General features: G+C 61.3%; 21 protein-coding genes and 2 tRNA genes. 4 read left to right on the top strand and 19 right to left on the bottom strand.

Annotation, left to right across the window (positions count from 1 at the left end):
* Nucleotides 1-22 precede the first annotated feature (22 nt).
* From V9L13_RS26840 to V9L13_RS26855, 4 genes are all read right to left on the bottom strand, one after another.
* Nucleotides 23-1315 carry an AcvB/VirJ family lysyl-phosphatidylglycerol hydrolase gene (locus tag V9L13_RS26840; RefSeq protein ID WP_003222292.1) on the bottom strand — a complete coding sequence of 431 codons (1293 nt, stop codon included), beginning with the start codon at nucleotides 1313-1315 and terminating at the stop codon, nucleotides 23-25.
* The gene (mprF, locus tag V9L13_RS26845; protein WP_003222293.1) at nucleotides 1315-3954 is read right to left on the bottom strand and encodes a bifunctional lysylphosphatidylglycerol flippase/synthetase MprF; all 2640 of its coding nucleotides are present in this window, start codon (nucleotides 3952-3954) and stop codon (nucleotides 1315-1317) included. The genes V9L13_RS26840 and mprF overlap by 1 nt, the downstream gene beginning before the upstream one ends.
* A gap of 279 nt (nucleotides 3955-4233) precedes the next feature.
* Nucleotides 4234-4310: transfer RNA gene (locus V9L13_RS26850), tRNA-Met, on the bottom strand.
* Nucleotides 4311-4530: 220 nt separating this feature from the next.
* Nucleotides 4531-4607: transfer RNA gene (locus tag V9L13_RS26855), tRNA-Met, on the bottom strand.
* 281 nt (nucleotides 4608-4888) lie between these two features.
* On the opposite strand from V9L13_RS26855, the gene dinB reads away from it, so the two are divergent.
* Nucleotides 4889-5950: a DNA polymerase IV gene (gene dinB / locus V9L13_RS26860; protein WP_003222295.1), complete on the top strand. Its 1062-nt coding sequence runs from the start codon at nucleotides 4889-4891 to the stop codon at nucleotides 5948-5950.
* Nucleotides 5951-6068: 118 nt separating this feature from the next.
* Here the strand turns inward: dinB and V9L13_RS26865 are convergent, their stop codons facing one another.
* The 4 genes from V9L13_RS26865 to V9L13_RS26880 all read right to left on the bottom strand — a co-directional run bounded on the left by V9L13_RS26865 (nucleotide 6069) and on the right by V9L13_RS26880 (nucleotide 10841).
* Complete coding sequence (locus V9L13_RS26865; RefSeq protein WP_226500495.1) at nucleotides 6069-7022, bottom strand: hypothetical protein; 954 nt, start codon at nucleotides 7020-7022, stop codon at nucleotides 6069-6071.
* A 17-nt stretch (nucleotides 7023-7039) separates the two neighbouring features.
* Complete coding sequence (locus V9L13_RS26870) at nucleotides 7040-8755, bottom strand: proline--tRNA ligase (RefSeq protein WP_338800960.1); 1716 nt, start codon at nucleotides 8753-8755, stop codon at nucleotides 7040-7042.
* Between the two features lie 129 nt (nucleotides 8756-8884).
* A complete protein-coding gene (locus V9L13_RS26875; protein ID WP_003222302.1) occupies nucleotides 8885-10444 on the bottom strand; it encodes an AmpG family muropeptide MFS transporter in 1560 nt (519 codons plus the stop codon).
* A gap of 43 nt (nucleotides 10445-10487) precedes the next feature.
* Entirely contained in the window at nucleotides 10488-10841 is a 354-nt protein-coding gene (locus V9L13_RS26880) for an MGMT family protein (protein WP_003222304.1), read from the bottom strand.
* Nucleotides 10842-11006: 165 nt separating this feature from the next.
* Here V9L13_RS26880 and V9L13_RS26885 point away from each other — a divergent pair, with 165 nt between their 5' ends.
* The gene (locus V9L13_RS26885) at nucleotides 11007-12014 is read left to right on the top strand and encodes a DUF481 domain-containing protein (protein WP_003222306.1); all 1008 of its coding nucleotides are present in this window, start codon (nucleotides 11007-11009) and stop codon (nucleotides 12012-12014) included.
* A gap of 163 nt (nucleotides 12015-12177) precedes the next feature.
* On the opposite strand, the gene V9L13_RS26890 is transcribed toward V9L13_RS26885, so the two are convergent.
* Nucleotides 12178-12387, bottom strand: coding sequence for a cold-shock protein (locus tag V9L13_RS26890; RefSeq protein WP_002554837.1), 210 nt, complete (start codon nucleotides 12385-12387; stop codon nucleotides 12178-12180).
* Nucleotides 12388-12740: 353 nt separating this feature from the next.
* Between V9L13_RS26890 and dcd the strand changes: the two genes are divergently transcribed.
* Both dcd and V9L13_RS26900 read left to right on the top strand, forming a co-directional pair.
* Nucleotides 12741-13307 carry a dCTP deaminase gene (gene dcd, locus V9L13_RS26895; RefSeq protein ID WP_003222308.1) on the top strand — a complete coding sequence of 189 codons (567 nt, stop codon included), beginning with the start codon at nucleotides 12741-12743 and terminating at the stop codon, nucleotides 13305-13307.
* A gap of 103 nt (nucleotides 13308-13410) precedes the next feature.
* A complete protein-coding gene (locus V9L13_RS26900) occupies nucleotides 13411-13617 on the top strand; it encodes a hypothetical protein (RefSeq protein WP_003222309.1) in 207 nt (68 codons plus the stop codon).
* A 46-nt stretch (nucleotides 13618-13663) separates the two neighbouring features.
* Here V9L13_RS26900 and pdeM read toward each other — a convergent pair whose 3' ends face one another.
* The 10 genes from pdeM to V9L13_RS26950 form a co-directional block, all read right to left on the bottom strand.
* On the bottom strand, nucleotides 13664-14320 hold the full coding sequence (gene pdeM / locus V9L13_RS26905) for a ligase-associated DNA damage response endonuclease PdeM (RefSeq protein WP_003222310.1): 657 nt from the start codon (nucleotides 14318-14320) through the stop codon (nucleotides 13664-13666).
* Nucleotides 14317-16806, bottom strand: a complete 2490-nt coding sequence (locus V9L13_RS26910) for a ligase-associated DNA damage response DEXH box helicase (RefSeq protein ID WP_338800961.1) — start codon at nucleotides 16804-16806, stop codon at nucleotides 14317-14319. Before V9L13_RS26910 ends, pdeM begins: the two co-directional genes overlap by 4 nt.
* Before the next feature lie 190 nt (nucleotides 16807-16996).
* On the bottom strand, nucleotides 16997-17761 hold the full coding sequence (locus V9L13_RS26915; protein WP_003222314.1) for an ATP-binding cassette domain-containing protein: 765 nt from the start codon (nucleotides 17759-17761) through the stop codon (nucleotides 16997-16999).
* A 13-nt stretch (nucleotides 17762-17774) separates the two neighbouring features.
* The gene (locus V9L13_RS26920; protein WP_338800962.1) at nucleotides 17775-18893 is read right to left on the bottom strand and encodes a succinylglutamate desuccinylase/aspartoacylase family protein; all 1119 of its coding nucleotides are present in this window, start codon (nucleotides 18891-18893) and stop codon (nucleotides 17775-17777) included.
* 11 nt (nucleotides 18894-18904) lie between these two features.
* Nucleotides 18905-19615, bottom strand: coding sequence for an ABC transporter permease (locus V9L13_RS26925; RefSeq protein ID WP_003222318.1), 711 nt, complete (start codon nucleotides 19613-19615; stop codon nucleotides 18905-18907).
* Nucleotides 19612-20340, bottom strand: a complete 729-nt coding sequence (locus V9L13_RS26930; RefSeq protein ID WP_003222319.1) for an ABC transporter permease — start codon at nucleotides 20338-20340, stop codon at nucleotides 19612-19614. The genes V9L13_RS26925 and V9L13_RS26930 overlap by 4 nt, the downstream gene beginning before the upstream one ends.
* Before the next feature lie 57 nt (nucleotides 20341-20397).
* Nucleotides 20398-21180 (bottom strand): transporter substrate-binding domain-containing protein, encoded by a 783-nt coding sequence (locus V9L13_RS26935; RefSeq protein ID WP_103521848.1) that lies wholly within the window; start codon nucleotides 21178-21180, stop codon nucleotides 20398-20400.
* A 421-nt stretch (nucleotides 21181-21601) separates the two neighbouring features.
* On the bottom strand, nucleotides 21602-23290 hold the full coding sequence (locus V9L13_RS26940) for an ATP-dependent DNA ligase (protein ID WP_003222323.1): 1689 nt from the start codon (nucleotides 23288-23290) through the stop codon (nucleotides 21602-21604).
* A complete protein-coding gene (locus V9L13_RS26945) occupies nucleotides 23287-24321 on the bottom strand; it encodes a ligase-associated DNA damage response exonuclease (RefSeq protein ID WP_003222325.1) in 1035 nt (344 codons plus the stop codon). The genes V9L13_RS26940 and V9L13_RS26945 overlap by 4 nt, the downstream gene beginning before the upstream one ends.
* A 192-nt stretch (nucleotides 24322-24513) precedes the next feature.
* Nucleotides 24514-26961: a penicillin acylase family protein gene (locus V9L13_RS26950; RefSeq protein WP_338800963.1), complete on the bottom strand. Its 2448-nt coding sequence runs from the start codon at nucleotides 26959-26961 to the stop codon at nucleotides 24514-24516.
* Between the last annotated feature and the right edge of the window lie 8 nt (nucleotides 26962-26969).

Genomic DNA, 26969 nt, shown 5'->3' on the forward strand with positions numbered 1-26969 from the left:
CTTTTCGTTGGAGCGCTTCAGATCACTCTGTCGGCTGATCCTTGCTCTGACGCTTCTCGATCAGGTCCACCAGACGCTTGGCCAGCGCCGGGTAGTTCTCGTCGAAGTGGTGGCCGCCGGGCAGTTTCACCGCTTCGCCGACTGCCGTCTTGTCGGTGCAGCCGCTTTCGTCGGTTTCTTCGGCGCCGTAGATGCACACTACTTTGGCCGCTGGCAGCTTGGCCATTTCCGGGCCGGTGGCGGCTTCTTTGCCGGCGTTGCCGAGCCAGCCTTCGACTTCGATTTCGAAGCTGCCGGTGCGGGCGAAGGCCAGCAGGATGATGGCGTCTACGCGCTGCTGCTCGGTGTCCGGCAGGCGGTTGTAGATCGCCGGCAGGACGTCGGCACCGAACGAGTAACCGGTCAGGATGAAGCGCTTGGTGCCCCATTTCTGGCGGTAGTGCTGCATCAGTTCGGTCAGGTCCAGGGCGCTTTGCTCCGGGCTCTTGTGCTGCCAGTAGTAGCGCAGGGTGTCGATGCCGACCACCGGGTAGCCAATCTTGGCCATCTCGCCGGCCACATCGCGGTCGAGGTCGCGCCAGCCGCCATCACCGGAAAGGAACAGGGTCACGGTGTCCTTGGCCTGACCGGCCGGCACTTCAACCACCGGGATCGCCAGACCGCCGTTGGCCTTGTCGCCGCCGACGAGGATCTTGCGCAGCTCGTTGTTCAGCACTTGCGGCAGGTTGATGTCGTAGTCGCTGATGCTGGTCTCGGCGTTCGGTTGATCGCGCACGAAACCGGCGCTGGTGTCGTCCGGGTTGTCGTTCCACGCCACCAGCCAATGGCCGTGGGCCGCGGATTTCGGCAGCAGGTGGGTGCAGCCGGGTTTTTCCAGGGCCAGGTCAACCGAGATGGCCTGGGCCTTGTCGTCCTTCTGCTCGGACAACCAGCGCCAGGCCAGTACGGCGCCCGGGCCGATACCGCTGACCAGCGTGGCCGGGCCATTCAGTTCGCGCAGGCCGGTTTGCAGCGCGCGGCTCTGTTGCAGGCAGTCCTTGGGCAGAATCACCTGAACGATTTGCGCCGAGGCGCTGCGGCTCAGGGTGCTCAGTTGGTTGTCGGTCAGCTTCTGGTCGTCATTGACCGCTACCAGCACCTGAGCCTTGGGCTGGGTGCCGGGAACGACGCGGGTCATGACCGTGCCGTCGGCGGCAGTCAGCGGTTGCAGAGTCGGTTGCGGTGCCGGGCGTTTGAGGTACCAGTAACCGCCGCCGGCAATCACGGCCAGCACGATCAGTGCGGCCAGGATGTACTTCAGGGAGCGTTGAATCATCAGCGTTTCACCAATCCAGTCAAGCCGCCCGCGATCAGGGCAGCAGTATCGGCCAGCGCCACCAGCGGATCGAGTCCGGCGGGCACTGCCATATAACGGGGTTCCCAGTCAGGCTGGAACTTGTCTTTGAAGCGGCGCAAGCCTTGGAAGTTGTACAGCTGCTCACCACGGCGGAAGACCATCGAGCCCAGACGCTGGGTCAGCGGTGCGCCACGCCGGGGTTGCAACCCCGACAACGGCACCATGCCCAGGCTGAAGCGCGCGTATCCGTGACTCTTATAGTGTTGAATCAAACCGACCATCAGGAATTCCATGGTCAGCTTGGGGGCGTCCGGGTGCGAGCGCATCAGATCGAGACTGGCCAGGTCATGGCTGTAAGTTTCGAGCAGGTTGGCGAACGCCACCGGGCGGCCTTCGAAGCGAATCACCGCAATGCGGAAATGCTTCAGGTAATCGTCGCTGAATCGACCGAGGGAGAAACCTTTCTCGCGCACGTTCTTGCCGGTCAGCCACGCATCGGAAATCACTTTCAACTCGTCCATCGGCGCCTGGCCCGGCTCGTGGATTTCCAGCGACAGGCCGTCGCGGGTCCCACGGTTCCAGGTGTAGCGCAGGTCCTTCATCTCCTTGCCCTTGGCTTCCAGGTCAAAGCGATGCAGATCGACCCGGGCTTCTTCGCCGAGCTTGATCGCGGTCAGGCCGATGTCCATGTAGTACGGCAGGTTCTCGGCACGTACCTGATAGAACACCGGACGGGTGTGATGGATGTCGCACAGGTCGCGGAACTGCCAGATCATTTCGGCACGCTGCTGGCCGGGGCCGATCGGGTCGTACAGCGCCACGAGGCTGCGGCCACGGCGGGCGTACATCAGGAACGCCTCGTCGTTGGGGTGAAACAGCAGTGCCTTGTCACCGGTCAGTGCCAGGCCGCCATCGGGTTGCGACGAGGCCATGAGGATCTTCGAGGCGCGTTCCAGTTCATCCGGTGTCGGCAGGTGAATCACCGGGCGCGCGGTGCGCAGCAGCCAGGTCAGGGCGATCACCAGCAACAGTACGGCAGCACCGAGCAGCGAGCGCAGGCCGCGCGGCGCGTCAGCGTCGAGGGTGAACTGCCACCACAGTTGATGGCTGTAAGGCACGTCCTGATAGGCGAACAGCAGCAGCCAGGTCGAAGCCCCCAGCACGCAGAGGCTGGCCACCAGATACAGCGGCGAGAACGGTAGCTCGGTCAGGCGGCTCGGACGATAGAACGAACGGCGGAACACCCCCAGCAACGCAGCGGTGAGTGTCATCAGCGTGGCTTCTTCCCAGTCGAAGCCTTTGAGCAGCGAGAGCAGGGCGCCGACCAGCAACAGAATGGTGGTCAGCATCCACGCGGCAGACAGCCGACGACGCAGGCCCTGGGCGAGCAACAGGCACAGCACGCCGATCAGACTGGCGCCGAAGTGCGAGGCGTCGACCAGACGATGCGGGATCAGAAAACCGATGTGTTCGAGACGGGTGTCGATCTCCGGGGTCGCGCCGGAAAACAGCAGCACCACGCCGGACAGGAACACCAGCACCGCCAGAATGGGCGCCGCCAGACCGGACGCAGCGCGCATGGTCTGGGTCTGAAACAGGCGCTGGCCTTCGTTGATCAGCAAGAACAGGCAGGCCACCAGCAGCGGCAGCACGACATAGATCAGGCGGTAGAGCAGCAGGGCGGCGGCCAGTGGCGCGGCACCGAGTGTGTCGGCGAACGCGGCGAGCAGGATCGCCTCGAAGACCCCGACACCCCCCGGCACATGGCTGAGCACGCCGGCGGCCAGGGCCAGCAGGTACACCAGCAGGAAGGCGCCGAACGGCGGGGCTTCCGGCAGCAGCAGGTAAAGCACGGTGGCTGCTGCGGCGACGTCGAGGGCGGTGATGATCAATTGCAGGAAGGTCAGGCGGCGGCCCGGCAGGCGCAACGTCCGGCGCCCAGCCCTGACCAACAGGTTATCGCGGTACGGTTGCTCCGGCAGGCGCCGGCGGTAGATGCCGATCGCCAGAATCGCGCCCAGACCCAGCACCACCATGGCAATCGTGCCAAGCAGGCCCTCTGACAGGCCCAGGGCGGCGGAAGCGGAAGGCAGGTCGCTGAGGGTCGCGAGAGCCGCCAGCGGTGGCAGGGCGCAGCCCAGCGACAGGCTGGCGAACAGCGTCATGTGGGCGACTTCTGATGCTCCCAGACCATGACGTGCATATAAACGGTAGCGCACCGAGCCGCCGGACAGCAGCGACAGGCCAATGGCGTTGCCAATTGCAAACGCAGTGAAGCCGCCCAGCGCCAGCGTGCGCGGTGGCAGCGTCACGCCGGCATAGCGGCTGGCTGACCATTCATAGCCCAGCAATATAATGAAGCCGATCACCGTCGCACCCAATGCCCCGAGCAGAGCAGGTTTCGGCACGGCCAGGATCGAGTCATGCAGCGCGTAGAGATCGAGTTCGCTCAGCAGATGGCGACAGGCAATCAGCGCAATGGCAAACAACAGCAACGTGACCGCCAGACCGATAGGCTGGCGGTATTTGCTCAAACGATCCAGCAAGCGCAGGCGCTCGGGCTTGATCGGATGGTCTGCTGTGACGGTGTCTTGTGGATCAGACGAGTTGGCGCGCATCAATCACCTCTTGGATTGTGCGCGACAGGATGGAGGTATCCAGCCAAGTTACCAATCCCTGTAGAAAAAAATAATCACAAAATACTACGCCTCTCATCGGGTATCGGCGAGGGCGGGTCATGGATTGCAGACGTCTTGCCTGCGACTCAAGCATAGTCGCAACTCGGCGGGTCTGACGATCCTGAGTGTTTCACTGCAGCGTGACAGATCATTGTTGCGAAAGGACTTTTTCCACAGATACAAAAAAGGCCACTCTTTCGAGCAGCCTTTTTTGATGTTTGGTTGCGGGAGCCGGATTTGAACCGACGACCTTCGGGTTATGAGCCCGACGAGCTACCAGACTGCTCCATCCCGCGTCTGTGTGGCGGCATTCTACAGGCGAACGGCGAGGTGTCAACCGCTAATCCCGTAAAGGGTCAAATAAGTGTGAATTTGCGTCAAACGGTCGCAGGGGTGCGGTAAGTTTCGGAAATGCAACGAATTCCTGTTCGCCCGGATGTGCGTGATGTGGAGGCCGGTCTGAAAAACAGACAGGCACAAAAAAGGCCACTCTTTCGAGTAGCCTTTTTTGATGTTTGGTTGCGGGAGCCGGATTTGAACCGACGACCTTCGGGTTATGAGCCCGACGAGCTACCAGACTGCTCCATCCCGCGTCTGTGTGTCGGCATTCTACAGAGGAACGCCGGTCTGTCAACCTTGAATTCAGATAAATCTGTTCTTGTTCAATCGGTTAGCGCTTTTTACAGGGCAGGCGAAGGGCACGCAGGGCAGGCGGGGCAAGGCTTTCAGCTCTATCGGCAGGAGATTTTCGATTGAGAAAATAAATTCATGGTTGTTTTCCTACAGCCTGAAAAGAACATTCAGCACTACTGGTGCTATATACAGGTGTCAGTGAGATACTGCGGATCCGGCTCGCCATGTTTCCTTTTCTGTCATGACCCAACGAAAAATCATCCACGTCGACTGCGACTGTTTCTACGCCGCCATCGAGATGCGCGACGACCCGAACCTGGCAGGCAAGCCGCTGGCGGTGGGCGGGTCGGCGGATCGGCGCGGGGTGATTGCTACCTGTAACTATGAAGCACGGGCGTATGGCGTGCGTTCGGCGATGTCATCCGGACATGCCTTGAAGCTGTGCCCCGACCTGACCATCGTCAAGCCGCGCATGGACGCCTATCGCGAAGCTTCCAAGGAAATTCATACGATCTTTCGCGATTACACCGACCTGATCGAACCGCTGTCGCTGGACGAGGCCTACCTCGACGTCTCCGACAGCGCGCATTTTGGCGGCAGCGCCACGCGAATTGCCCAGGACATTCGTCGCCGGGTCTCTAATCAGTTGCACATCACCGTGTCTGCGGGCGTGGCGCCGAACAAGTTTCTGGCGAAAATCGCCAGTGACTGGAAGAAGCCCAACGGGTTGTTCGTCATTACCCCGGATCAGGTCGAGGATTTTGTCAGTGGTCTGCCGGTGAGCAAGTTGCACGGCGTCGGCAAAGTTACCGCCGACAAGCTGGGCAAGCTCGGCATCGTCGACTGCCTGCAACTGCGTGAGTGGGACAAGTTGGCGCTGGTGCGCGAATTCGGCAGTTTCGGTGAGCGACTGTGGAGTCTGGCCCGTGGGATCGATGACCGGTTGGTGCACAACGACAGTCGTCGTCAGTCAATCAGCGTGGAAAACACCTACGACGTTGATCTGCCCGATCTGCGCAGTTGCCTGGACAAATTGCCGGAGCTGCTGGAAACCCTGAAAACCCGCATGGAGCGGATCGACAGCAGCTATCGCCCGGGCAAGCCGTTCGTCAAAGTGAAGTTTCATGACTTTACCCAGACCACACTGGAGCAAGCCGGGGCAGGGCGCGATCTGGGCAGTTATCAGTTGATGCTGACGCAGGCGTTCAACCGGGGCGGGAAACCGGTGCGGTTGTTGGGGGTGGGGGTCAGGCTGGAGGATTTGCGGGGTGGGTTTGAGCAGATGGAGTTGTTTGAGCGCTAATTGCTGCGGTGTTGCTGATGCCGCTTTCGCGAGCAAGCCCGCTCCCACATTTGATCGAGTTCCTTCAGTGGAATGCAATCAACTGTGGGAGCGGGCTTGCTCGCGAAGCTTTTCAGGCTTAATTCGGTCCCGGATCCGCCACCAGACGCCCGGCATCCTTGGTCAGCGACTTGAGAAACTCGGCCTGTAACTCGGGATCGTTACGCGTCAGTTCGATCAGGCTTTGCTCCAGCTCGCTGGCTTCCTCTTCCAGACCCAGCTCCGACAGACGCTTGACCCGGTGGACCCACTGGCTCACTTCGTCGTCTTCCAGGTCGTCGTAAATCAAACCATGGGCTTCGAGCAACTTGCTGCGCAAATGGCTGCTGATGGCCAGGGACGAATCGCTGTGCACGTCATCCTTGCCGTCTTCAACGCTGATCTGCAGCTTGCCGATATGATTCAGGTCATTTTCGGCGAACGGACTGTCCAGCAGGTTCAGGCGCAGCACACCGTTGCGGTCGGTGGTCATGTCGAATGTCTGCTTGCCAGCCTTGACCTGCACCGGACGCTCGCTCCACGGCAGGCTCGAATACTCCATGCGCTTGTCGCGCTGGACTTCATCGATACTGGCCAGGTTCTGTTGCGCGCGACCATGGGATTGCATGTTCATGGCCGGGTTGAGCCCGTCCAGACCGTAGCTCAACCAGTCCCTGGTCATGCTGTCCGGCAGGTTGCCGAGTGCGAAGACGTTGACCACGTTGGCGCCGATACCCCCCACCAGCGCAACCGCACCCAGCGGAATCTCGTAGATTTTCCGCCAGGGCTGGTAAGGCGTATAGCGATCGTAATGCCGCGTGACCTCGAACTCGGTGACCTCGAAGGTCTTCTGTTCGCTGATCTTCACGCGGCGTTGCGGCAGTTCGAGCACCTTGGGCTCACCGACGTCGATCTGCAGGCTGTGATCGAGCAATTTACGCTCGACCCGCTCTTCGTGCTCGCTGCGCTGTGACATGTGATTGGCGCAGCCGCTGACCAGCAGGGCGCCGCATAAGGCGGCGCCACCGAGGCCCAGGGTGTTTCGCTTGAACATGAGGTCTCTATCTGGATTCAGCGGCGGATACGGGCCTGAAGGAAGGACAGCACATCGGCAACCGGCAGCGCTTGCGCTTCGGCCTCGGTACGGCTCTTGTATTCCAGGTTGCCTTCGGCGAGACCGCGGTCGCTGATCACGATCCGGTGTGGAATGCCGATCAGCTCCATGTCCGCGAACTTGATGCCCGGGCTGGTTTTCTTGTCGCGATCGTCCAGCAGCACTTCGAAACCGGCCGCAGTCAGTTCTGCGTACAGCTTGTCAGTGGCTTCGCGCACCTGCTCGGTTTCATAACGCAGCGGTACCAGGGCGATCTGGAACGGCGCCAGGGTGTCGCTCCAGATGATGCCTTTGTCGTCGTTGTTCTGCTCGATGGCAGCAGCCACCACGCGGGATACGCCGATACCGTAGCAACCCATTTCCAGGGTCACCGGCTTGCCGTTCTCGCCCAGCACTTCGCACTTCATCGCCTTGCTGTACTTGTTGCCCAGCTGGAAGATGTGCCCGACTTCGATGCCGCGCTTGATTTCCAGGGTGCCTTTGCCGTCCGGGCTTGGGTCACCGGCGACGACGTTACGCAGGTCGGCGACGGTCGGAACCGGCAGATCGCGCTCCCAGTTCACGCCGAAGTAGTGCTTGTCGTCGATGTTCGCGCCGATACCGAAGTCGCTCATCAGTTCGACCGAACGGTCGATGATGATCGGCAGTGGCAGGTTCAGCGGGCCGAGCGAACCGGCGCCGGCGCCAATGGCGTCACGCAGTTCGGCATCGGAAGCCATGACCAGCGGGCTGGCAACGCCTGGCTGGTTGGCAGCCTTGATTTCGTTGAGCTCGTGGTCGCCACGGATGACCAGGGCAATCAGCTTGCCTGGCTCTTCGGCGTGGACGATCAGGGTCTTGATGGTCTTTTCAATCGGCAGATTGAATTTTTCCACTAGGGCGGCAATGGTCTTGGTATCTGGGGTGTCGACCAGGCGCAGCTCTTCGGTCGGTGCTGGACGCGAGGTTTCGCGTGGCACGGCTTCGGCCTTCTCGATGTTCGCGGCGTAGTCGGAACCGTTGCTGAAGACGATATCGTCTTCGCCGGACTCGGCCAGTACGTGGAATTCGTGGGAGCCAGCGCCACCGATCGAGCCGTTGTCGGCTTCAACTGGACGGAATTTCAGGCCCAGACGGGTGAACACGTTGCAGTACGCCTGATGCATGCGGTCGTAGGTGACCTGCAGCGAAGCCTGATCGGCGTGGAACGAGTAGGCGTCCTTCATGATGAATTCGCGACCGCGCATCAAACCGAAGCGTGGGCGGATTTCGTCACGGAATTTGGTCTGGATCTGGTACAGGTTGATCGGCAGCTGCTTGTAGCTGCTCAACTCGTTGCGCATCAGATCGGTGATCACTTCTTCGTGGGTCGGGCCCGCGCAGAAGTCGCGACCGTGGCGGTCTTTGATGCGCAGCAGCTCAGGGCCGTATTCTTCCCAGCGCCCCGATTCCTGCCACAGCTCGGCCGGTTGGGTGCTCGGCATCAACACTTCAAGAGAGCCGGCAGCGTTCATTTCTTCGCGAACGATGGCTTCAACCTTGCGCATTACCCGCAAGCCCATCGGCAGCCAGGTGTACAGGCCCGAAGCGAGTTTGCGGATCATGCCGGCGCGCAGCATCAGCTGATGGCTGACGACGACCGCATCGGAAGGCGTTTCTTTCTGTGTGGCGAGCAAAAATTGACTGGTGCGCATGGTTGGCCGTTGTCGGTTGCTATGACTGGAAATGACGGAGCAGTGTACCGGCGAGATTTGCCGACGTACAGGATTGCGCTCGGCGGTGAGGCTCAACGGCGGGAATCCTCCCGCCGTATCTGAAATGTCCTACGACTCTTCGACCACGCTGGTCGGCACAGGCTCGGGCGTTGGTGTCGGGCCTTCGCGGCGGTTTTCCTGAAACCAGTGCAGGGCGATCAGCACCAGGGTCGGCACGCCGAGCAGCGCCGTGATCATGAAGAAGTTGTGGTAGCCGAACTTCTCGACCATTACCCCGGAATAACCGCCGATCAGGCGCGGCAGCAGGAGCATGATCGAGCTGAGCAGGGCGTACTGGGTGGCCGAGAACTTCAGGTTGGTCAGACTCGACAGGTAGGCGACGAAGGCTGAGGTCGCCATCCCCGAACTGAAGTTGTCGAGGGAGATGGTCACCACCAGCATCTGCAGGTTCGGGCCCATGTCAGCCAGCATCACGAACAGCAGATTGGTTGCCGCCGAAGCTGCGCCGCCAATGAACAGGATCGGCAGGATGCCGAAGCGCACGATCAGCAGGCCGCCCATCCCGGCGCCGAGGAGGGTCATGATCAGGCCGAAGATCTTGCTGACGCTGGCGATCTGATCCTTGGTGAAGCCCTGGTCGATATAGAACACGTTGGCCATCACGCCCATCACCGTGTCGGACATCCGGTAGGTGGCGATCAGCCCGAGCAACAGCAATGCCTGCCAGCGGTAGCGCAGGATGAAGTCGTTGACCGGGGTCAGCACCGGCGCCAGGCCGCGACGGCCCATGGTCGACAGGCACAGGCCGGTGAGCAGGGTGTAGAGGATGGCGCGCAGGAAGGCGCGGTCTTCGAGCAGCAGGTCGAGCGGGCTCATATTGCCGAACAGCACGCCGGCGAAATCGGTGTTGTAGAGCTGGGTGAACATCGCCGGAACCGACACCAGCAACACGATCAGTACGAATACCGAGGCCAGTTGATGTCCGAAACTGTAGCGGCCGGCCTGCAACTGCGTGCGCAGTGGCACTGGCGGTTCGCGCATCAGCAGCGAGGTCAGCAGGGCAGGGATCATCAATACCCCGAACAGGGCGTAGGTGCCGGTCCAGGCCGAGTGTTGATAGTTGAAACCGGTGGAGCCGAAGCCTTCGGCAAAGAACAGCGCGCCCGCCGTGGCGAGCAGGGCGGCGACGCGGTAGCCGGACATGTAACTGGCAGCCAGCGCGGCCTGGCGGCTGTCATCGGCGATTTCCAGGCGATAGGCGTCGACCGCGATGTCTTGGGTGGCGGAGGCGAAGGCGACGATGACGGCAATGGCGATCAGCCAGGACAGGTGTTTCTGCGGATCACAGAAGCCCATGCCGATCAGGCCCAGAATCACCAGGGTCTGCGAGAGCACCAGCCACGAACGGCGGCGGCCAAGCTTGCCCAATAAAGGCAGGCGCCATTGGTCGAGCAGCGGTGACCACACCCATTTGAAGGCGTAGGCCAGGCCGATCAGGCTGGCGTAGCCGATGGTTTCACGGGCAACACCGGCTTCACGCAGCCAGACGGAAAGCGTCGAAAACACCAGCATGTACGGCAGGCCGGCAGCAAAACCGAGCAACAACAGCACGAGCGTCGAGGGACTGGCATAGGCGGCGAGCGCGGCGCGCCAGGTTTTACGGGGCATGGGCTGAAGTCTGCCTCAAGATTGCGAAAACAAAGCGCGCACTCTAACCGCTGTGCTCTATCGGACGCCAGCCATGGCGCTGAATATCCACACGATTGTTCAGGACGGTGACGCCTTCAGAGCGCAATCGTGCCCGTTGTTCGTCCCCCGAGGGGCTGCCCGGCGGCAGGCTGATCCGACCGCCGGCGCCCAGTACCCGGTGCCACGGCAGCCTGGTATCGGCGGGTAGCTGGCTCAGGGTCCGGCCGACCCAGCGGGCGGCGCGCCCCAACCCCGCGAGTTCAGCCAACTGACCATAGCTGACCACTTTGCCCTCAGGTACTTGAGCAAGTGTCGAATACAGCGCCGTGCGTCGGATTTGCGCCGGGCTTTCGTCGGGATGGGGTGGCTCTTTCACCTGCGCCGTTCCTGAACAAGAGGGGGTGGATGGGATCTAGGGTAATCCGTCGGCGCGCAGATGAGAAATGAACTCAATGGAAATCGCCCGGTCAGTCCTTGTCAGGGTCTTATTCCTACGGATAATGCCGACCTTTTTTCGCAAACTTGAGCCCTCGATCCGCTTATGCTGTCCAGAACCTTGCTGTGCCTTGCTGTCTTCAGTGCCTCCACGCCGCTGCTTGCCGATACCGTCTGGTTAAAGAACGGTGACAAGTTGAGCGGTAAGATTTCCTTGTTCGACGGCGGCAAATTGCTGATCCAGACCCAGTATGCGGGGGCGGTCAGCATCGACTGGAAAGAGGTCAAGACCCTGCAAAGCGATCAGGAGCTGCTGGTCAAGCAGGATGCCTACAGCGGTGAAAAAGCCAAGTCGCTGACCGCCGCCGATGACGGCAAGGTCACCTTGGCCAACGGTGAGGCGCCGAAAACCGTGGAGCTGGCGAGTATCCAGCAGATTCTCAAGCCGAAACCGGTGGTCGAGGATCTGGTGTGGAAGGGTAATGTTGGCCTGGCCCTGGATTATCAGCGTGCGGAAAAGGATACCGACGACTACGACATTGACTTCAAGACCACCGCGCGTCATGGCCGCTGGCGGCACACCGCCGAGGGCGAATACAACCGCGAAGTGCAGGACGAGCAGGTTACTACCAATAACTGGCGCGCCGAATACGCACTTGACCGCTTCCTTACCGACAAGTGGTTCTGGCAGGGTCGCCTGAACTACAAGCGTGACTATATTGAGGAACTGTCGCGTCAGCGCGTCGTTGGTACGGGTCCGGGCTACCAGTTCTGGGACGACGAACTGGGCGCGTTCTCGCTCGGTTCGTTGCTCAACCGCACCGATTACGAATACAGCGATGGCGGCAAGGACAACTTCTATTCGGTCGCCATGAAGTGGGATTACAACCGCTACCTGATCGGCAAGAAAGTCGAGTTCTTCACCAATGGCGAACTGGGCAAGCCACTCTCTGACGTAGCCAACTACGCGCTGGATGCCGAGATGGGTCTGCGCTACAAGGTCACCGACTGGGCGTCGCTCAACCTCAAGGCTGAACGCGACATCATCAGTGGCACCAAGGACGCGGATTTGAACAAGACCCGCTACACCGCAGGGTTTGGCGTGGCCTGGTAAAGCACAAGCAAAAGATCGCAGCCTGCGGCAGCGCCTACAAGGTGATGGTGTTCATCCTGTAGAAGCTGCCGCAGGCTGCGATCTTTTTTTGCGCGTGGAAAAACACACGCCCACAAAAAAGCCCCGCTTTGAGGGCGGGGCTCTTTTCTAAAGAAGCTACAAGTTAGATAACTTGTACTTCTTCAGCTTGCATGCCTTTCTGACCGCGGGTAGCGATGAAAGAAACCTGTTGGCCTTCTTTCAGGCTTTTGAAGCCGTCGGATTGGATAGCTTTGAAGTGAACGAACAGGTCGTCACCGGATTGTGGAGTGATGAAGCCGAAGCCTTTTTCATCGTTGAACCACTTAACGGTACCGGTTTGGCGATTAGACATGGTGTAACTCCTTGAACAAAGATAACTGCGACTCAGGAAGAACCCTGGCCGAGACTGAGTGCAAAGAGCAGGAAAAATTCTTGTAGATGGTTGGATCGAAATTCAACATATCGTGTAGAGATTCTCAGTGACACAAGCAACACAGTGGCGCCACCTTAACCCTTTTTCCGGAACGTGCCAATGTTTCTTGCGAAGGTTTCTCTGTTTTAGGGATCGGCGGTGTGACAGTTCGTCGCCAGAACCCGTATTTCCAGTGTGTTCGGCGAGAATTTCAGTGTGGACTTTGAACACGGCGGCGCGCCCGGTAAGATGCCGGACAGATTTTTTCCACCTCGCTATTCAGGACACCCGCCATGAGCATCAAATCGGACAAGTGGATTCGCCGCATGGCGCAGGAACACGGCATGATCGAGCCTTTCGTCGAGCGCCAGGTGCGCGGCAGCGACGACAGCCGTGTGATTTCCTACGGTGTGTCGAGCTACGGCTACGATGTGCGCTGCACCAACCATTTCAAGGTGTTCACCAACATCAATTCGGCGATCGTCGATCCGAAGAACTTCGACGCCGGCAGCTTCGTCGACATTCACAGCGACGTCTGCATCATTCCGCCGAACTCCTTCGCCCTGGCCAGCACCGTCGAATACTTCCGCATTCCGCGCAACGTATTGACCATCTGCCTGGGTAAAAGCACCTACGCGCGCTGCGGCATCATCGTCAACGTCACTCCGCTCGAGCCTGAGTGGGAAGGTCACGTGACGCTGGAATTCTCCAATACCACCAACCTGCCGGCGAAAATCTACGCCAACGAAGGCGTGGCGCAGATGCTGTTCCTCGAATCCGACGAGCAGTGCGAAGTTTCGTACAAGGATCGCGGCGGTAAATATCAGGGCCAGCGTGGCGTGACTCTGCCGCGTACCTGATCCATCCGGCAGTTCGCGGGAATTCTTTGGCGGGCAGACACTCTATGGGGTGTACTGCCCGTTTTTGCTTCTGGCAAAGCGGGCCTTCACCGAGGAGGGTTCCATGAAGATCGATCCGCATATCACCGCCGAACTGGCAAGGCTTGAGCCCAATCAGGTTGGCGTACTGGCCTGGTCTCTGCTGGCACACCCGCTGAACATGGCCGGCGGGATTCCCGGCCAGCCTGATCCCGACACCCCCAACGAACAACCGACCGAACCGGGCGAGCCAACGCTGCCGGACGAGCCGCCACCCGCGCCAGTGGCCTGAGCCACTGCCCCATGAATGGCCAGTCAGCTGAGGTTTGCCCAAGACCTCAGCTGACTGGCCATATTTCGTCATCACCGATGACAAAAATCCTGCAGGCGTCATCCTTCTCCACCGCAAAGCCGCCGGTAAACGCGCCAAACGCCGGCAGCAGACTCAAGCGTTCGCCCAGCCGGAAACATGCCAACCGTAAACGCTGCCGCCCCTTGCCATTGAGCCGATAGACCGGATGCACGTGCCCGGCCAGCACATGGCGTTCGGGATGCGGGTCGGGTTCGTGCTGCAAGGCAAACGGCCCGAGCAGCAGCGGCTCCGGCACTACCCTGATGTTCAACGATTGGGGCGGATCGCCGGCGCGTTTGTCGTGATTGCCACGAATCAGCGTCATCGGCAGATCCACGTGACGTGCACGCCATTCGGCCAAGGCATTCAGGGTGCCCGCTGCATGCGAACCGGGGCCGTGCAGAAAGTCACCGAGGAAAATCAGCTGCCGGCAGGGCAGTCTCGCCAGCAAGCGGTCGAGCACTTCGATGTTGGCCGCCGTGGTGCCCTGCGGCACTGGCTGGCCGAGGCTGCGGTAGGCCGCAGCCTTGCCGAAATGCACATCGGCGATCAGCAGCGCTTGCTGCGCCGGCCAGTACAGGGCCTTTTCCGGCAGCAACCAGAGTTCTTCACCGGCCAGGCGCACGGGATAAGCTGCGCTCATGAGGTTTTACCCTTGTCCGCGGATTTTTCCAGATCGCCGACCATGCGCCGGATACGGTCGGCGAGTTTTTCCGAACTCATGCTTTCGCGCATGCGCTCGACCAGTAATGGAAAGCCCAGCGGTGTAGGACGTTTAATCAGGTGCATGTCCAGTTTCATCCGGTTGATCCGCTCCAGTGTCTGTTCCAGACGACGAATATCCAGTTCTTCGCGTAGGACTTCTTCCCCGGCCTGAGCCAGCAGCAGGTTGTCGGCGTCGTATTGCTTGAACACTTCAAAGAACAACCCGCTGGAGGCCTGCACCTGACGGGTGCTTTTCGGCGCGCCGGGATAACCGGCGAACACCAGCCCGGCGATCCGCGCGATTTCACGGAAGCGCCGCAACGCCAGCTCCCCGGCATTGAGGCTGGCCAGCACGTCGCGCAACAGATGATCGGGGCTGAGCAGCGCCGCATCGAGTTGCCCGGACCAATCAACCGGCGTGGCGCTGAGCAATTCCAGCCCGTAATCATTCACTGCAATCGAAAACGTCAGCGGCTGGCGCTGACTCACGCGCCACGCCAACAGACTGGCGAGCCCCAGATGCACCTGACGCCCGGCAAACGGGTAGAGGAAAAGGTGCCAGCCCTCGCGGGATTTCAGCACTTCGGCCAACAGACTGTCGGAGGTAGGCAGGCCCGACCAGCGCGCCTGGGTTTGCAGCAATGGTTGCAGCGCCTGCATTTCCGGGCCGGCGAACTCACCGCGTGCTGCCGCCGTGAAGCGGCTGACCACGGCGGCGGCCAGTTCGTTGGAAAGCGGCATTCGTCCACCATTCCAGCGCGGCACGGCGGCTTTTTTCGCGGTGCTGCGTTTGACGTACGCGGTCATGTTTTCCACGCGTACCAATTCCAGCAAACGCCCGGCGAACAGAAAGCCGTCACCCGGTTTCAGGCGCGCGATAAAGCCTTCCTCGACACTGCCCAACTGCTTGCCGCCACCGCCCTTGCTCCAGAATTTCAGATGGATGCTCGCGTCGCTGACGATGGTGCCGATGCTCATGCGATGACGGCGCGCCAACCGCGCATCGGGTACACGCCAGACGCCGTGTTCGTCCGGCTCGACCCGGCGGTAATCCGGATAGGCTGTCAGAGAAAGCCCGCCGTGCCGTACGAAAGCCAGCGCCCAGGCCCAATCCGCCAGCGTCAGGTCACGATAGGCCCAGGCACCACGCACTTCTTCGTACAATTCTTCGGGAATAAAACCACCGCCGAGGGCCATGCTGACCAAATGCTGCACCAGCACATCCAGCGGTTTGTGCGGCGACAGACGCGGTTCGATGTGTCGTTGCTCCACCGCGTCGCCTGCGGCGGCAGCTTCGATCAGTTCCAGGCTGTGGGTCGGCACCAGCGTCACTCGCGAGGTGCGCCCCGGCGCGTGACCGGAGCGCCCGGCGCGTTGCATCAGCCGCGCCACGCCTTTGGCCGAGCCGATTTGCAGGACCCGTTCCACCGGTAAAAAGTCCACGCCCAGATCCAGGCTCGAGGTGCAGACCACGGCTTTCAACTTTCCGTCCTTCAACGCTTGCTCGACCCAGTCGCGGGTCTCGCGGGACAGTGAGCTGTGGTGCAACGCGATCAACCCGGCCCAGTCCGGCCGCGCTTCGAGCAGTGCCTGATACCAGATCTCCGACTGCGCGCGGGTGTTGGTGAACACCAGGCTGCTGGCGCAGGCGTCGAGTTCGGCAACAACCTGCGGCAGCATCTTCAGGCCGATGTGCCCGGCCCAGGGAAAACGCTCGATGGCGGGTGGGATCAAGGTGTCGACCGTGAGTGATTTTTCGCTCTGGCCTTGCACGCTGATGCCACCGCCCTGTGGGATCAGCACCTGTTCGGCGTGGGCTTGATTACCGAGGGTGGCGGACACGCCCCAGACGATCAGCTCGGGTTGCCAATGGCGCAGGCGGGCGAGGGCCAGTTGCAGCTGTACGCCGCGTTTGTTGCCGAGCAGCTCGTGCCATTCATCGACGACGATCATCCGCAGGCTCGACAAGACAGTTTTGGCGTCGGCACGGGCGAGCAGCAGGGTCAGGCTTTCCGGGGTGGTGATCAGCGTGGTCGGCAGGCGCCGGCCCTGACGTGCGCGTTCGGCGCTGCTGGTGTCGCCGGTGCGCAGGCCGATGCTCCACGGGATCTGCAGATCGCTGACCGGCGCTTGCAACGCGCGGGCGGTGTCGGCAGCGAGGGCGCGCATCGGCGTGATCCACAGCACGGTCAGTGGTTCGCTCTGGGGTTTGCGTTTGCTGGTGGTGGCTGCGGGCGCGGCCAAACGGGCGAAGCGGTTGAGCGCAGCGAACCACACCGCATAGGTTTTACCGGCGCCGGTACTGGCGTGGAGCAGGCCTGACTGACCTTTTTTAACGGCGGCCCAGACGTTTTTCTGAAAGGCGAACGGCTTCCAGCCGCGTGCGCTGAACCAGAGTTTTGCGAAGTCGGTGGAGGTCGGCATACCGGCGGCTTGCGCTCTGAAGGTGTTCCTTCAGTGACCGCGCCGTTGAGGGACAAGTTTAATTTTGTGCGAGCACATACCTCTGTGGGAGCGGGCTTGCTCGCGAAAGCGGTGTGCCAGTTAGAACAGTTTTGACTGACACACCGCTTTCGCGAGCAAGCCCGCTCCCACAGGGGAACTGTGGATGGGGTTACTTGAGGTTACCGCTGAGGAACTGCTTCAGCCGTTCACTCTTCGGATTGCCCAACACGTCTTCCGGCGCACCTTCTTCTTCCACCAGCCCTTGATGCAGAAACAGCACCTGACTCGATACCTTGCGTGCAAAGCTCATTTCGTGGGTGACCATGATCATCGTCCGGCCTTCTTCAGCCAGACCCTGAATCACTCGCAGCACCTCACCCACCAGCTCCGGGTCGAGCGCCGAGGTCGGTTCGTCGAACAGCATGACTTCCGGTTCCATCGCCAGCGCACGGGCAATCGCCACCCGCTGTTGCTGGCCGCCGGAGAGAAACGCCGGGTACTGATCGGCAACCCGTGCGGGCAGGCCGACCTTGTCCAGGTAACGGCGGGCGCGGTCTTCGGCTTCCTGCTTGCTGCAACCCAGCACCCGGCGCGGGGCCATGGTGATGTTTTCCAGCACGGTCATGTGGCTCCACAGGTTGAAATGCTGGAACACCATCGCCAGGCGCGTGCGCAGGCGTTGCAGTTCATTCGGGTCGGCGACGTGCATGCCGTGGCGGTCGGTGACCATGCGGATCGCCTGGCCATCGAGGCTCATGGCGCCATCGTTGGGTTGTTCGAGGAAGTTGATGCAGCGCAAAAAGGTGCTTTTGCCCGAGCCGCTGGCGCCGATCAGGCTGATCACGTCGCCGGTTTTGGCCTTGAGCGAAACGCCTTTGAGTACCTGATGGTCGCCATAGCTTTTGTGCAGACCTTCAACAGTCAATTTGTACATGGGACAGACATCCTCAAGGCGAAAGTAGGTAGCCGCTGCGATAGGCTTCGGCGCCCGCCACGTGGGCGATGACCATTCCGGCAGTGGCCATGCGCCGCAGCGAGCGGGCGTACATCACGCCGGCAGCGGTACAGCAAATAGAGGTCACCCGATCAGTGATCGGGTCGATGATTTCGGCAATCTGTTGCCCGGCGTCGAGGTATTGCCCGGCCTGTGCGGCGTACACCAGCAGGCCGCCAACGGGCGTCACCACCGGTTCGACACCCGCCAGTGGCGTGGCGGCGAAGGGCAGCGGCGGCAGCGCTGCCGGTTCGCCGACAATCGCGCCGAATTGCACCAGGTAGTCGAGCAATGCCTGGCAGTCGCGGCTGGCCATCGGGTGATTGACGTCACCCTGGCCGCGCAATTCGACGGTCACCGAAAAGCTGCCCAGCGGAATTGCAAAGTGCTCGCCAAAGCGTTCCTGCAGTTGCCACCACAGCAGGGTGAAGCATTCGTCGAACGACTGGCCGCCGGAATCGGTGGCCAGCAGACTGGCCTGGGCTTCGATGTAACGCGCCAGCGGCTCGACCTGCGGCCACGCCTCGGGCGTGGTGTAGAGGTGAACCACCGATTCGAAATCGCAGTGCAGGTCCAGCACCATGTCGGCATCGCAGGCCAGCCGTTGCAGGGTCAGGCGCTGGGACTGCAGTTGCGTGGCGGCGGTCTGGCGGGCAAGGGCGTTGCGCAGACTGGTGCGGATCAACTCAAGGTTGCGCTGCGGGTCGTCGCCCAGCTTGCCCTCGATGTCGTTGCCGATTTCTTCGCTGAGGTCGACGAACCAGCGATTGAAGTTCTGCCCGCTCTCCAGTTCGTAGCGGCCCAGCGGCACGTCCATCAGCACTTGTTCAAGGCCGACCGGGTTCGCTACCGGCACCAGCACGATCTGGCTGCGCAGGCGCCCGGCGGCTTCCAACTCCGCCAAGCGCTGCTTGAGATGCCAGGCGACGAGCATGCCGGGCATTTCATCGGCATGCAGCGAGGACTGGATGTAGATCTTGCCTTGGGCCTGCTCCGGGCCGAAGTGGAAGCTGTGGATCTGTCGTGCGGTCCCCGGCACCGGGGCCAACAGGTCATGGATCTGGTGTCGCATTACAGGTTTTCCTAGTGGGTCGGCCCGAGGAACGCCAGCCATCGGCGTTCGGCGAGGCGGAACAGGCCGACCAGCGCAAAGGTAATGGTCAGGTAGATCAGCGCGGCGATGCCGAACGACTGGAAGGTCAGGTAGGTCGCCGAGTTGGCGTCCCGCGCAACTTTCAAGATGTCGGGGATAGTCGCGGTGAAGGCCACGGTGGTCGAGTGCAGCATCAGGATCACTTCGTTGCTGTAATACGGCAACGAGCGACGCAGCGCCGACGGCATGATCACGTAGGCGTACAGCTTCCAGCCGGTCAGTCCGTAGGCCTTGGCCGCTTCGACTTCGCCATGGTTCATGCTGCGGATCGCTCCGGCGAAAATCTCCGTGGTGTAGGCGCAGGTGTTCAGGGCGAACGCGAGGATCGTGCAGTTCATCGCATCGCGAAAGAAACTGTCGAGCAACGGCTGCGCGCGCACGGCGGCCAGGCTGTAGATCCCGGTGTAGCAGATCAGCAACTGGATGTAGAGCGGCGTGCCCCGGAACAGGTAGGTGTAGAACTGCACCGGCCAGCGCACATAGAAGTGCGAGGACACCCGGGCAATCGACAACGGGATCGACACCAGAAAGCCAATGAAGATCGAGGCGCTGAGCAGCCACATCGTCATCGCCAGCCCGGTGATGTTGTTGCCGTCGGTATAAAGGAAGGGTTTCCAGTATTCCTGCAGGAGTTCGATCATCGTACGGCCTCCCGGGCACCGGCGGCGTAACGGCGCTCGAGCCAGCGCAGGATGACGTTCGAAGCACTGGTGATCAGCAGATAGATCAAGGCGGCGAGTACCAGGAAGTAGAACAGTTGATAGGTGCTTTTACCGGCGTCCTGCGCGGCTTTGACCAGATCCGCCAGACCGATGATCGACACCAGCGCGGTGGCCTTGAGCATCACCATCCAGTTGTTGCCGATGCCCGGCAGGGCGAAGCGCATCATTTGCGGGAACACCACGAAGCGAAAACGCTGGCCACGCTTGAGGCCGTAGGCGGTGGCCGCTTCGACCTGACCGCGTGGTACGGCGAGGATCGCCCCACGGAAGGTTTCGGTGAAATACGCGCCATAGATGAAGCCCAGGGTGATCACCCCGGCGGTGAAAGAGTCGATTTCGATGTAGTCCCACTCCATGACGTCGGTCAGGGCCGTCAACCAGGTTTGCAGGCTGTAGAAGATCAACAGCATCAGCACCAGATCCGGCACCCCGCGAATCAGCGTGGTGTAGAGCTGGGCAGGCAGGCGCAGCAGTTTCGATTTCGACAGTTTGGCACTGGCGCCCAAGAGGCCGAGCAACACGGCCACCAGCAGCGACAACGCCGACAATTTGATGGTCATCCAGGTGCCTTCCAACAGCAACGGGCCGAAACCCTTGAGGCTGAAGGCGGAGAGCCCCAGATTTTGTAAGAGGTTTTCGAACATAAATCAGCAACCTGAGCGGATGGAAAAGGCGCCCATCGAGTGATGGGCGCCAGGGCATTATTTACCGCTGTACAGATTCAGATCGCCAAAGTGTTTCTTTTGAATCTCGGCGTATTTGCCGTCATCGTGTAACGCTTTGATACCTTTATCTAAAAGCGCCTTCAGCTCTTTGTTACCTTTCTTAATACCGACAGCGGTTTTGGCTGGCAGCAATTCGCTGTCGACCGGCTTGCTGACTTCATAGTTGGCGCCATCCGGCGACTTCAAAAAGCCCAGTTCGGCTTGCAGCATGTCCTGGATCGAGGCGTCGAGACGGCCGTTTTTCAGGTCGGCGTAGACCTGATCCTGGTTGGCGTAAGCCTGGATTTTCACCCCGGCCTTCTCCAGCACAGCCTTGGCGTAGGCTTCCTGGATGGTGCCTTGCTCGTAACCGACCGACTTGCCCTTGAGGGAAGCGACGTCATCGCTCAGGCCGGAACCCTTCTTGAACACGTAGGAAGTTGGGCCGGAAAACAGCTCGTTGGAGAAATCGATCGCCTTTTCACGGGCCGGGGTCACGGTCATCGACGAGATCACACCGTCGAATTTGTTGGCGTTGAGGCCCGGAATCATGCCGTCGAAGTCGCTTTCAACCCATTTGCACTTGACCTTCAGCTCGGCGCAGATCGCGTTACCCAGGTCGATGTCGAAGCCCACCAGGCTGCCGTCGGCCGCTTTCGACTCGAACGGTGCGTAGGAAGGATCAACGCCAAAACGCAGCTCTTTGTATTCCTTGGCCAGCGCGGAGCCGGCAGCCATGCACAACGCCAGTGCAGAAAGGGTCAGCAATGCTTTTTTCATTATTCAATCCCTAAGAACCAATATGAGCGCTTGTGGCGCAGAATTATTGTTACTGCAACGCGTACGACCTATAGAAAGTAGCAATTTCCGAACCAGAGTCCCGAACAAGTGTTTTAAAAGGTTGGGGGAGGGAGGAGGGAGAAGGATTGGTGCACGGAAATGGGCGGCTGTTGAAGGCTGCACCAAGTTGGGTCGATGCACGCATTTTTCTGTGGTTGAGAGGACCAGGGGTGAGGTGACTTGTGGTGAGGGGATTTATCCCCGATGGGCTGCGAAGCGGCCCCCAGTGTTCTTTCAGCAAACCGCGCGTACGGATTTGCGGCTGCTGCGCAGCCGATCGGGGATAAATCCCCTCACCACAAAATTCCCTCACCACAGGGAATTCATTCAGGACGATTGGAGGTTTGTCCCGGAAACCGGGTCAGGCCAGCAAATCCTGCAGCGTCGCCAGGCTGTCGGCCTCATCCACCGTCTTGTCCTGCCGCCAGCGCAGCATTCGCGGAAAGCGCACGGCGATCCCGCTCTTGTGCCGTCGCGACAGGGCGATGCCTTCGAAACCCAGTTCGAACACCAGGCTTGGCTTGACGCTGCTGACCGGGCCGAATTTTTCCACGGTGGTCTTGCGCACGATGCTGTCGACCTGGCGCATTTCCTCGTCGGTCAGCCCCGAATAGGCCTTGGCGAACGGCACCAGCGCCCGTTGGCTGGATTCTGGCGGGCCGTCCCACACGGCGAAGGTGTAATCGCTGTACAGACTGGCGCGCCGGCCGTGTCCGCGCTGGGCGTAGATCAACACCGCATCGACGCTGAACGGATCGACCTTCCACTTCCACCACACGCCCATGTCCTTGGTCCGGCCCACGCCATACAGGGCGTCGCGGGCCTTGAGCATCATGCCCTCGACCCCCAGTCGCCGCGAGGCTTCACGCTGACGGGCGAGGTCGAACCAGTCGCTGCCGGTCAGAATCGGCGAGGGCAGTAACACCGGGTTGTTACCGTGGGCGATGACTTGTTCCAGTTGCGCCCGCCGTTCGGCCTGCGGACGGTTGCGCCAGTCCTCGCCCTGCCATTCCAGCAAGTCGTAGGCGAGCACCACCACCGGCACTTCTTCGAGGATTTTCTTGTCGAGGGTTTTGCGCCCGATGCGTTGCTGCAGCAGGGCGAACGGTTGCACCGCCGGCGGTGCGCTCGATTGCGGATCGAAGGCGTCTTCGGTGCTCGGATGAGTGCTTTTCCAGACCACGATTTCGCCGTCGATCACCGTGCCGTCGGGTAACGCGTGAACCAGTGTGTCGAACTCGGGAAAGCGCTCGGTCACCAGTTCTTCACCCCGCGACCAGACCCACAGCCGACCCTCGCGCTTGACCACCTGCGCGCGGATGCCATCCCACTTCCATTCCACCTGCCAGTGGCTCGCCGGCCCCAGCAGCCCTTCAAATTCCTCGACCGGTTGCGACAAGGCATGCGCGAGGAAGAACGGGTAGGGCTGGCCGCCACGCTGGGCGTGTTCGTCGGCGGACTCCGGCGCGATCAGTTTCAGGTAGCTGGCCGCGTTCGGCCGGTTCGACAGGTCGGTGTAACCCACCAGCCGCTGCGCCACGCGTTTGCTGTCGAGGCCGGCCATCGACGCCAGAGCGCGAGTGACCAGCAATTTCGATACGCCGACGCGGAAGCTGCCGGTGATCAGCTTGATGCACAACATCAGGCTCGGCCGATCCAGTTGCGCCCACAGCGCGGGCAGTTGGCGGGCGAGGTATTCCGGGGTTTCACCGCGCAGCGGCAGCAGCTTGTCTTCGATCCATTCGGCGAGGCCCGCCGCGGAGCTGTGCGAATTTTCCGGCAGCACCAGGGAAATGGTTTCCGCCAGATCGCCGACGGACTGATAACTTTCCTCGAACAGCCACGGTTGCAGCCCCGAGACCTCTACCGCCAGTTCGCGCAGGATGCGCACCGGCACCAATTGCCGTGGGCGCCCGCCGGACAAAAAGTACACCGCCCACGCCGCGTCCTGCGGTGCAGCCTGGGCGAAGTAACTTTGCATCGCCGCCAGTTTGGCGTTGCTGGACGTGGTGGCGTCGAGTTCGGCGTACAACTCGGCGAAGGCTTTCATGCTTGCACCTCGGCGATGGCAGGTTCGGCGTCGATGTTTTCCTCTTCGTCGTCGCCGTACTCGGTGTTGAAACCCTGCGCGTCCAGGCCTTGTTCACGCAGATGGCGCACCAGCACGCCGATCGAACCGTGGGTCACCATCACGCGCTCGGCGCCGGTCTGTTCAATGGCCCAGAGCAGGCCCGGCCAGTCGGCGTGGTCCGACAGCACAAAGCCGCGATCCACCCCACGACGCCGACGGGTGCCGCGCAGGCGCATCCAGCCGCTGGCGAAGGCATCACTGAAATCACCGAAACGGCGCATCCAGGTGCTGCCACCGGCCGAGGGCGGGGCGATCACCAGCGCCTGACGCATGATCGGGTCGGACTTTTTGATGTCGCCGGCGTAGATCGTCGGCGGCAGGTACACGCCGGCCTCGCGGTAGACCCGATTCAGCGGCTCGACCGCGCCGTGGCTGAGGATCGGGCCGAGGCTGGCGTCGATGCCGTGCAGAATCCGCTGGGCTTTGCCGAACGAATAACAGAGCAGCACACTGGCCTTGCCCGCGGCGATGTTCGCCTGCCACCACTGATTGATCTCGCTGAACACCTGCGCCTGCGGCTGCCAGCGGTAGATCGGCAGGCCGAACGTCGATTCGGTGATGAAGGTGTGGCAGCGCACCGGTTCGAACGGCGCGCAGGTGCCATCGGGTTCGATCTTGTAATCCCCCGACGCGACCCAGACTTCACCGCCGTATTCCAGACGTACCTGAGCCGAACCGAGCACATGCCCGGCGGGATGGAAACTCAAGGTCACCCCGTGGTGGGTCAACCGCTGGCCGTAGGCGAGGGTTTGCAGGTTGATGTCCTGACCCAGACGCGCACGCAGAATCCCTTCGCTGGCGCTGCTGGCAAGGTAGTGCTGATTGCCGTTACGGGCGTGATCGCCGTGGGCATGGGTGATCACCGAGCGCTCGACCGGGCGCCACGGGTCAATGTAGAAGTCCCCGGCCGGGCAATACAAACCTTCGGGGCGGGCGATAACAAGGTCCATGTCGTTACCAGAATGGAGGGCTTGTTAGCTAAGAGGTTGGCGCGAGTCCGGAAGTTCTATCGATTATTTCCCAGGCGATGCAAAACCAATGTGGGAGCGGGCTTGCTCGCGAATGCAGTGTGTCAGGCAATACAAAATCGCCTGACACGACGCCTTCGCGAGCAAGCCCGCTCCCACAGGGAGGGATTGCGTTTATTTGCTCGGGGTGAGGGTCAAACGCGTCTTGCCATACACCCGGTCAAAGTTCTGCGGCTGCATCGGCAAGCCGATGTACTGGCCCTTGAGCCAGGCGTCGATGCCATTGAGGTAGTTCGGGCTGGCCGGGTTGCCGGACTGGCCGGTGCCGTTCTGGCCCATCAGCGGCTCGCTCTGGCTGAAGTCGACGATGAAACGCATCGACGGCGCTCGCGTGGTGTTGAAGTCCTTACCCCAGGCAAACGCCGCGGTATTGAGCGTGGTGTGATCGCCGCCGGCTGCCAGCGGCCCGCGAACGGTCTGGCCGTTGGCGTTTTTCCACGTGTAGCCATGCAGTTTGCCCCACTGCCAAGCCTTGTGATCGCCACCCAACTGGCTGTCGCCAGCGTTGATCGCGGCCGCCAGACTGCGCGCCAGAATCTGTGCCTTGTCTTCTTTTTGCGGTGTGCGGATGTCATCCCAGAACGGGCTGTCTTCACGCCCCAGCAGGTGATCGGCCTGCGCCGAATAGGACAAGTCGCCATTGGCGATAAAGGCTTTCCACGCCGGGCTGGACTCGGGGCCAAGTTCGTCGAGGAAGATCTGCTTCATGCTTTCTTGCAGAAACAACTCGTAGATCGCCGCATCCGCCGACGTCGGGCTGAGCTTGCCGTCGAACGCCATCAATCGGGTCAAGGCCTCGCGAGCCTTGCTGCGATCGGCTTCCGGCAGGGCGTCAATCGCCTGTTTCAGCGGCTGTTTCATGCCCGGCGCTTCGAACATTTTTTTCAGCTTGGCGGCAAACGTCGTGGTCTGGTCGTACTGCATGGCGATCACGCTGCGACCGTCCTGTTTGCCACTGCCGGCCAGTTCCGCCAGACGTTCGCCGCGCTCCGGCGCCGCCCAGGAGTTGGACAGTTGCATGCCGTAGCCATGGGGAATGACGCGCTGGTTGGCGGTGCCGAGCCAGCCCTGGGTCGGATCCTGATCGTACGGGTGCAGCATCGGGTCGGCGTAACCGTCCCAGTCGTAGCGACCTTCCCAGCCCGGCGATGGCAGCAGGCCTTCGCCTTCACGACGGTTGGGGAAACGCCCGGTGACTTGCCAGCCGATGTTGCTGGCGTCGGCGAACACCATGTTCAGGGCGATGGCGCGGATCTCGCGACTGGCGTCCGAGGCGCGTTCAACGTTCTGTGCGCGGGTCAGGTCAAAAAACGCGTCCAGCGATTTGTCGTCGGTGAAGCTCGGTGTTTGCAGGGCCAGGCCAAAACCGTTGCCTTGTGCTGCCTGGGCACTGTTGAGCAGCGCGCCGTGGCGGGTTTCGTACACCGCTTCGCGAATCGGCCGCTGGCCTTTGACGAAATAGGTTTCGTTGCGCACGCCCAGCGGTTGCCACTTGCCGTTGACCTCATAGGTCAGGCTGTTGCCCTGACGGCGGATCTTTTCCAGGAACAGGTCCTGGTTGTCGCCGAGCACGCTGGTGGCGCTCCACGCGACTTTGCCGTTGAAACCGCCGAGGATCATCGGCAGACCGGCGACGGTGACACCGGCAGCCTGATATTTCGGCGCGCGGATCTGCACGAAGCTCCACAGCGACGGTGCCGCCAGTGGGCCATGGCTGTCGCTGGCCAGAATGCTCTTGCCGCTGCGGCTGCGTTGCGGGGCGATCGCCCAGTTGTTCGACGTGCTGGCGCCCAGCAGATTCATCGCTGCCAATTGCTGGCTGGCATTGCTCAGCTCGGTGAGACCGGGGATCTGCCCGTTGAGCTTGAGGCCTTGCAGCTTGTCGGCCTCGGCCAGTGGCAGATTTTCATCGGGTGCGGACGGGGTCAGCCAGGCGAGTTTGTCGCTGGTCACGGTTTGCGCCAGCATCAGGGACGAGATCTCTTCCGGCAGGTTGGCCGACTGGCTGAAGTTCAGCAGCGCGAAGATCAGCGCCGAATCTTCCGGTTTCCAGTATTCCGGCTTGTAGCCACTGGAGGCGAGATCGCCCGGCAACTTGTCGGCGTAGCGGAACAGGTAGGCGTTGACGCCCCGCGCATAGACTTCAAAGAAGCGCTGGAGCCGTGGCGACGAAGCCTTGTAAAGCTCGGCGGCGCTTTTCTTCAGGTTGACCGCACGCATGTAGCGGTCGGCGTCGAGCATCGACGGCCCGGACATTTCCGCCAGACGTCCCTGAGCCAGCAGGCGCAGGGTGACCATCTGGTTGATGCGGTCGCTGGCATGAACATAGCCGAGACTGAACAGTGCGTCGTGGAAACTGTTGCTCTCGATCAGCGGCATGCCCTGGGCATTGCGTCGCACCGAAACGTTCTGCGCCAGGCCCTTGAGCGGTTGCACGCCGGAGGTGGGCGGGAGGGTGTCCTGAGCGTTCCAGGTCTGGCAACCGGACAGGCTCAAGACACCGGTCACTGCTGCGGCAACGCCGAACCGGGGAAGAAAATGTGTAAGGGCTGGCGAGGCCATGGCAAAGC

The sequence above is a fragment of the Pseudomonas sp. RSB 5.4 genome (assembly GCF_037126175.1).
Lineage (GTDB): Bacteria > Pseudomonadota > Gammaproteobacteria > Pseudomonadales > Pseudomonadaceae > Aquipseudomonas > Aquipseudomonas fluorescens_H.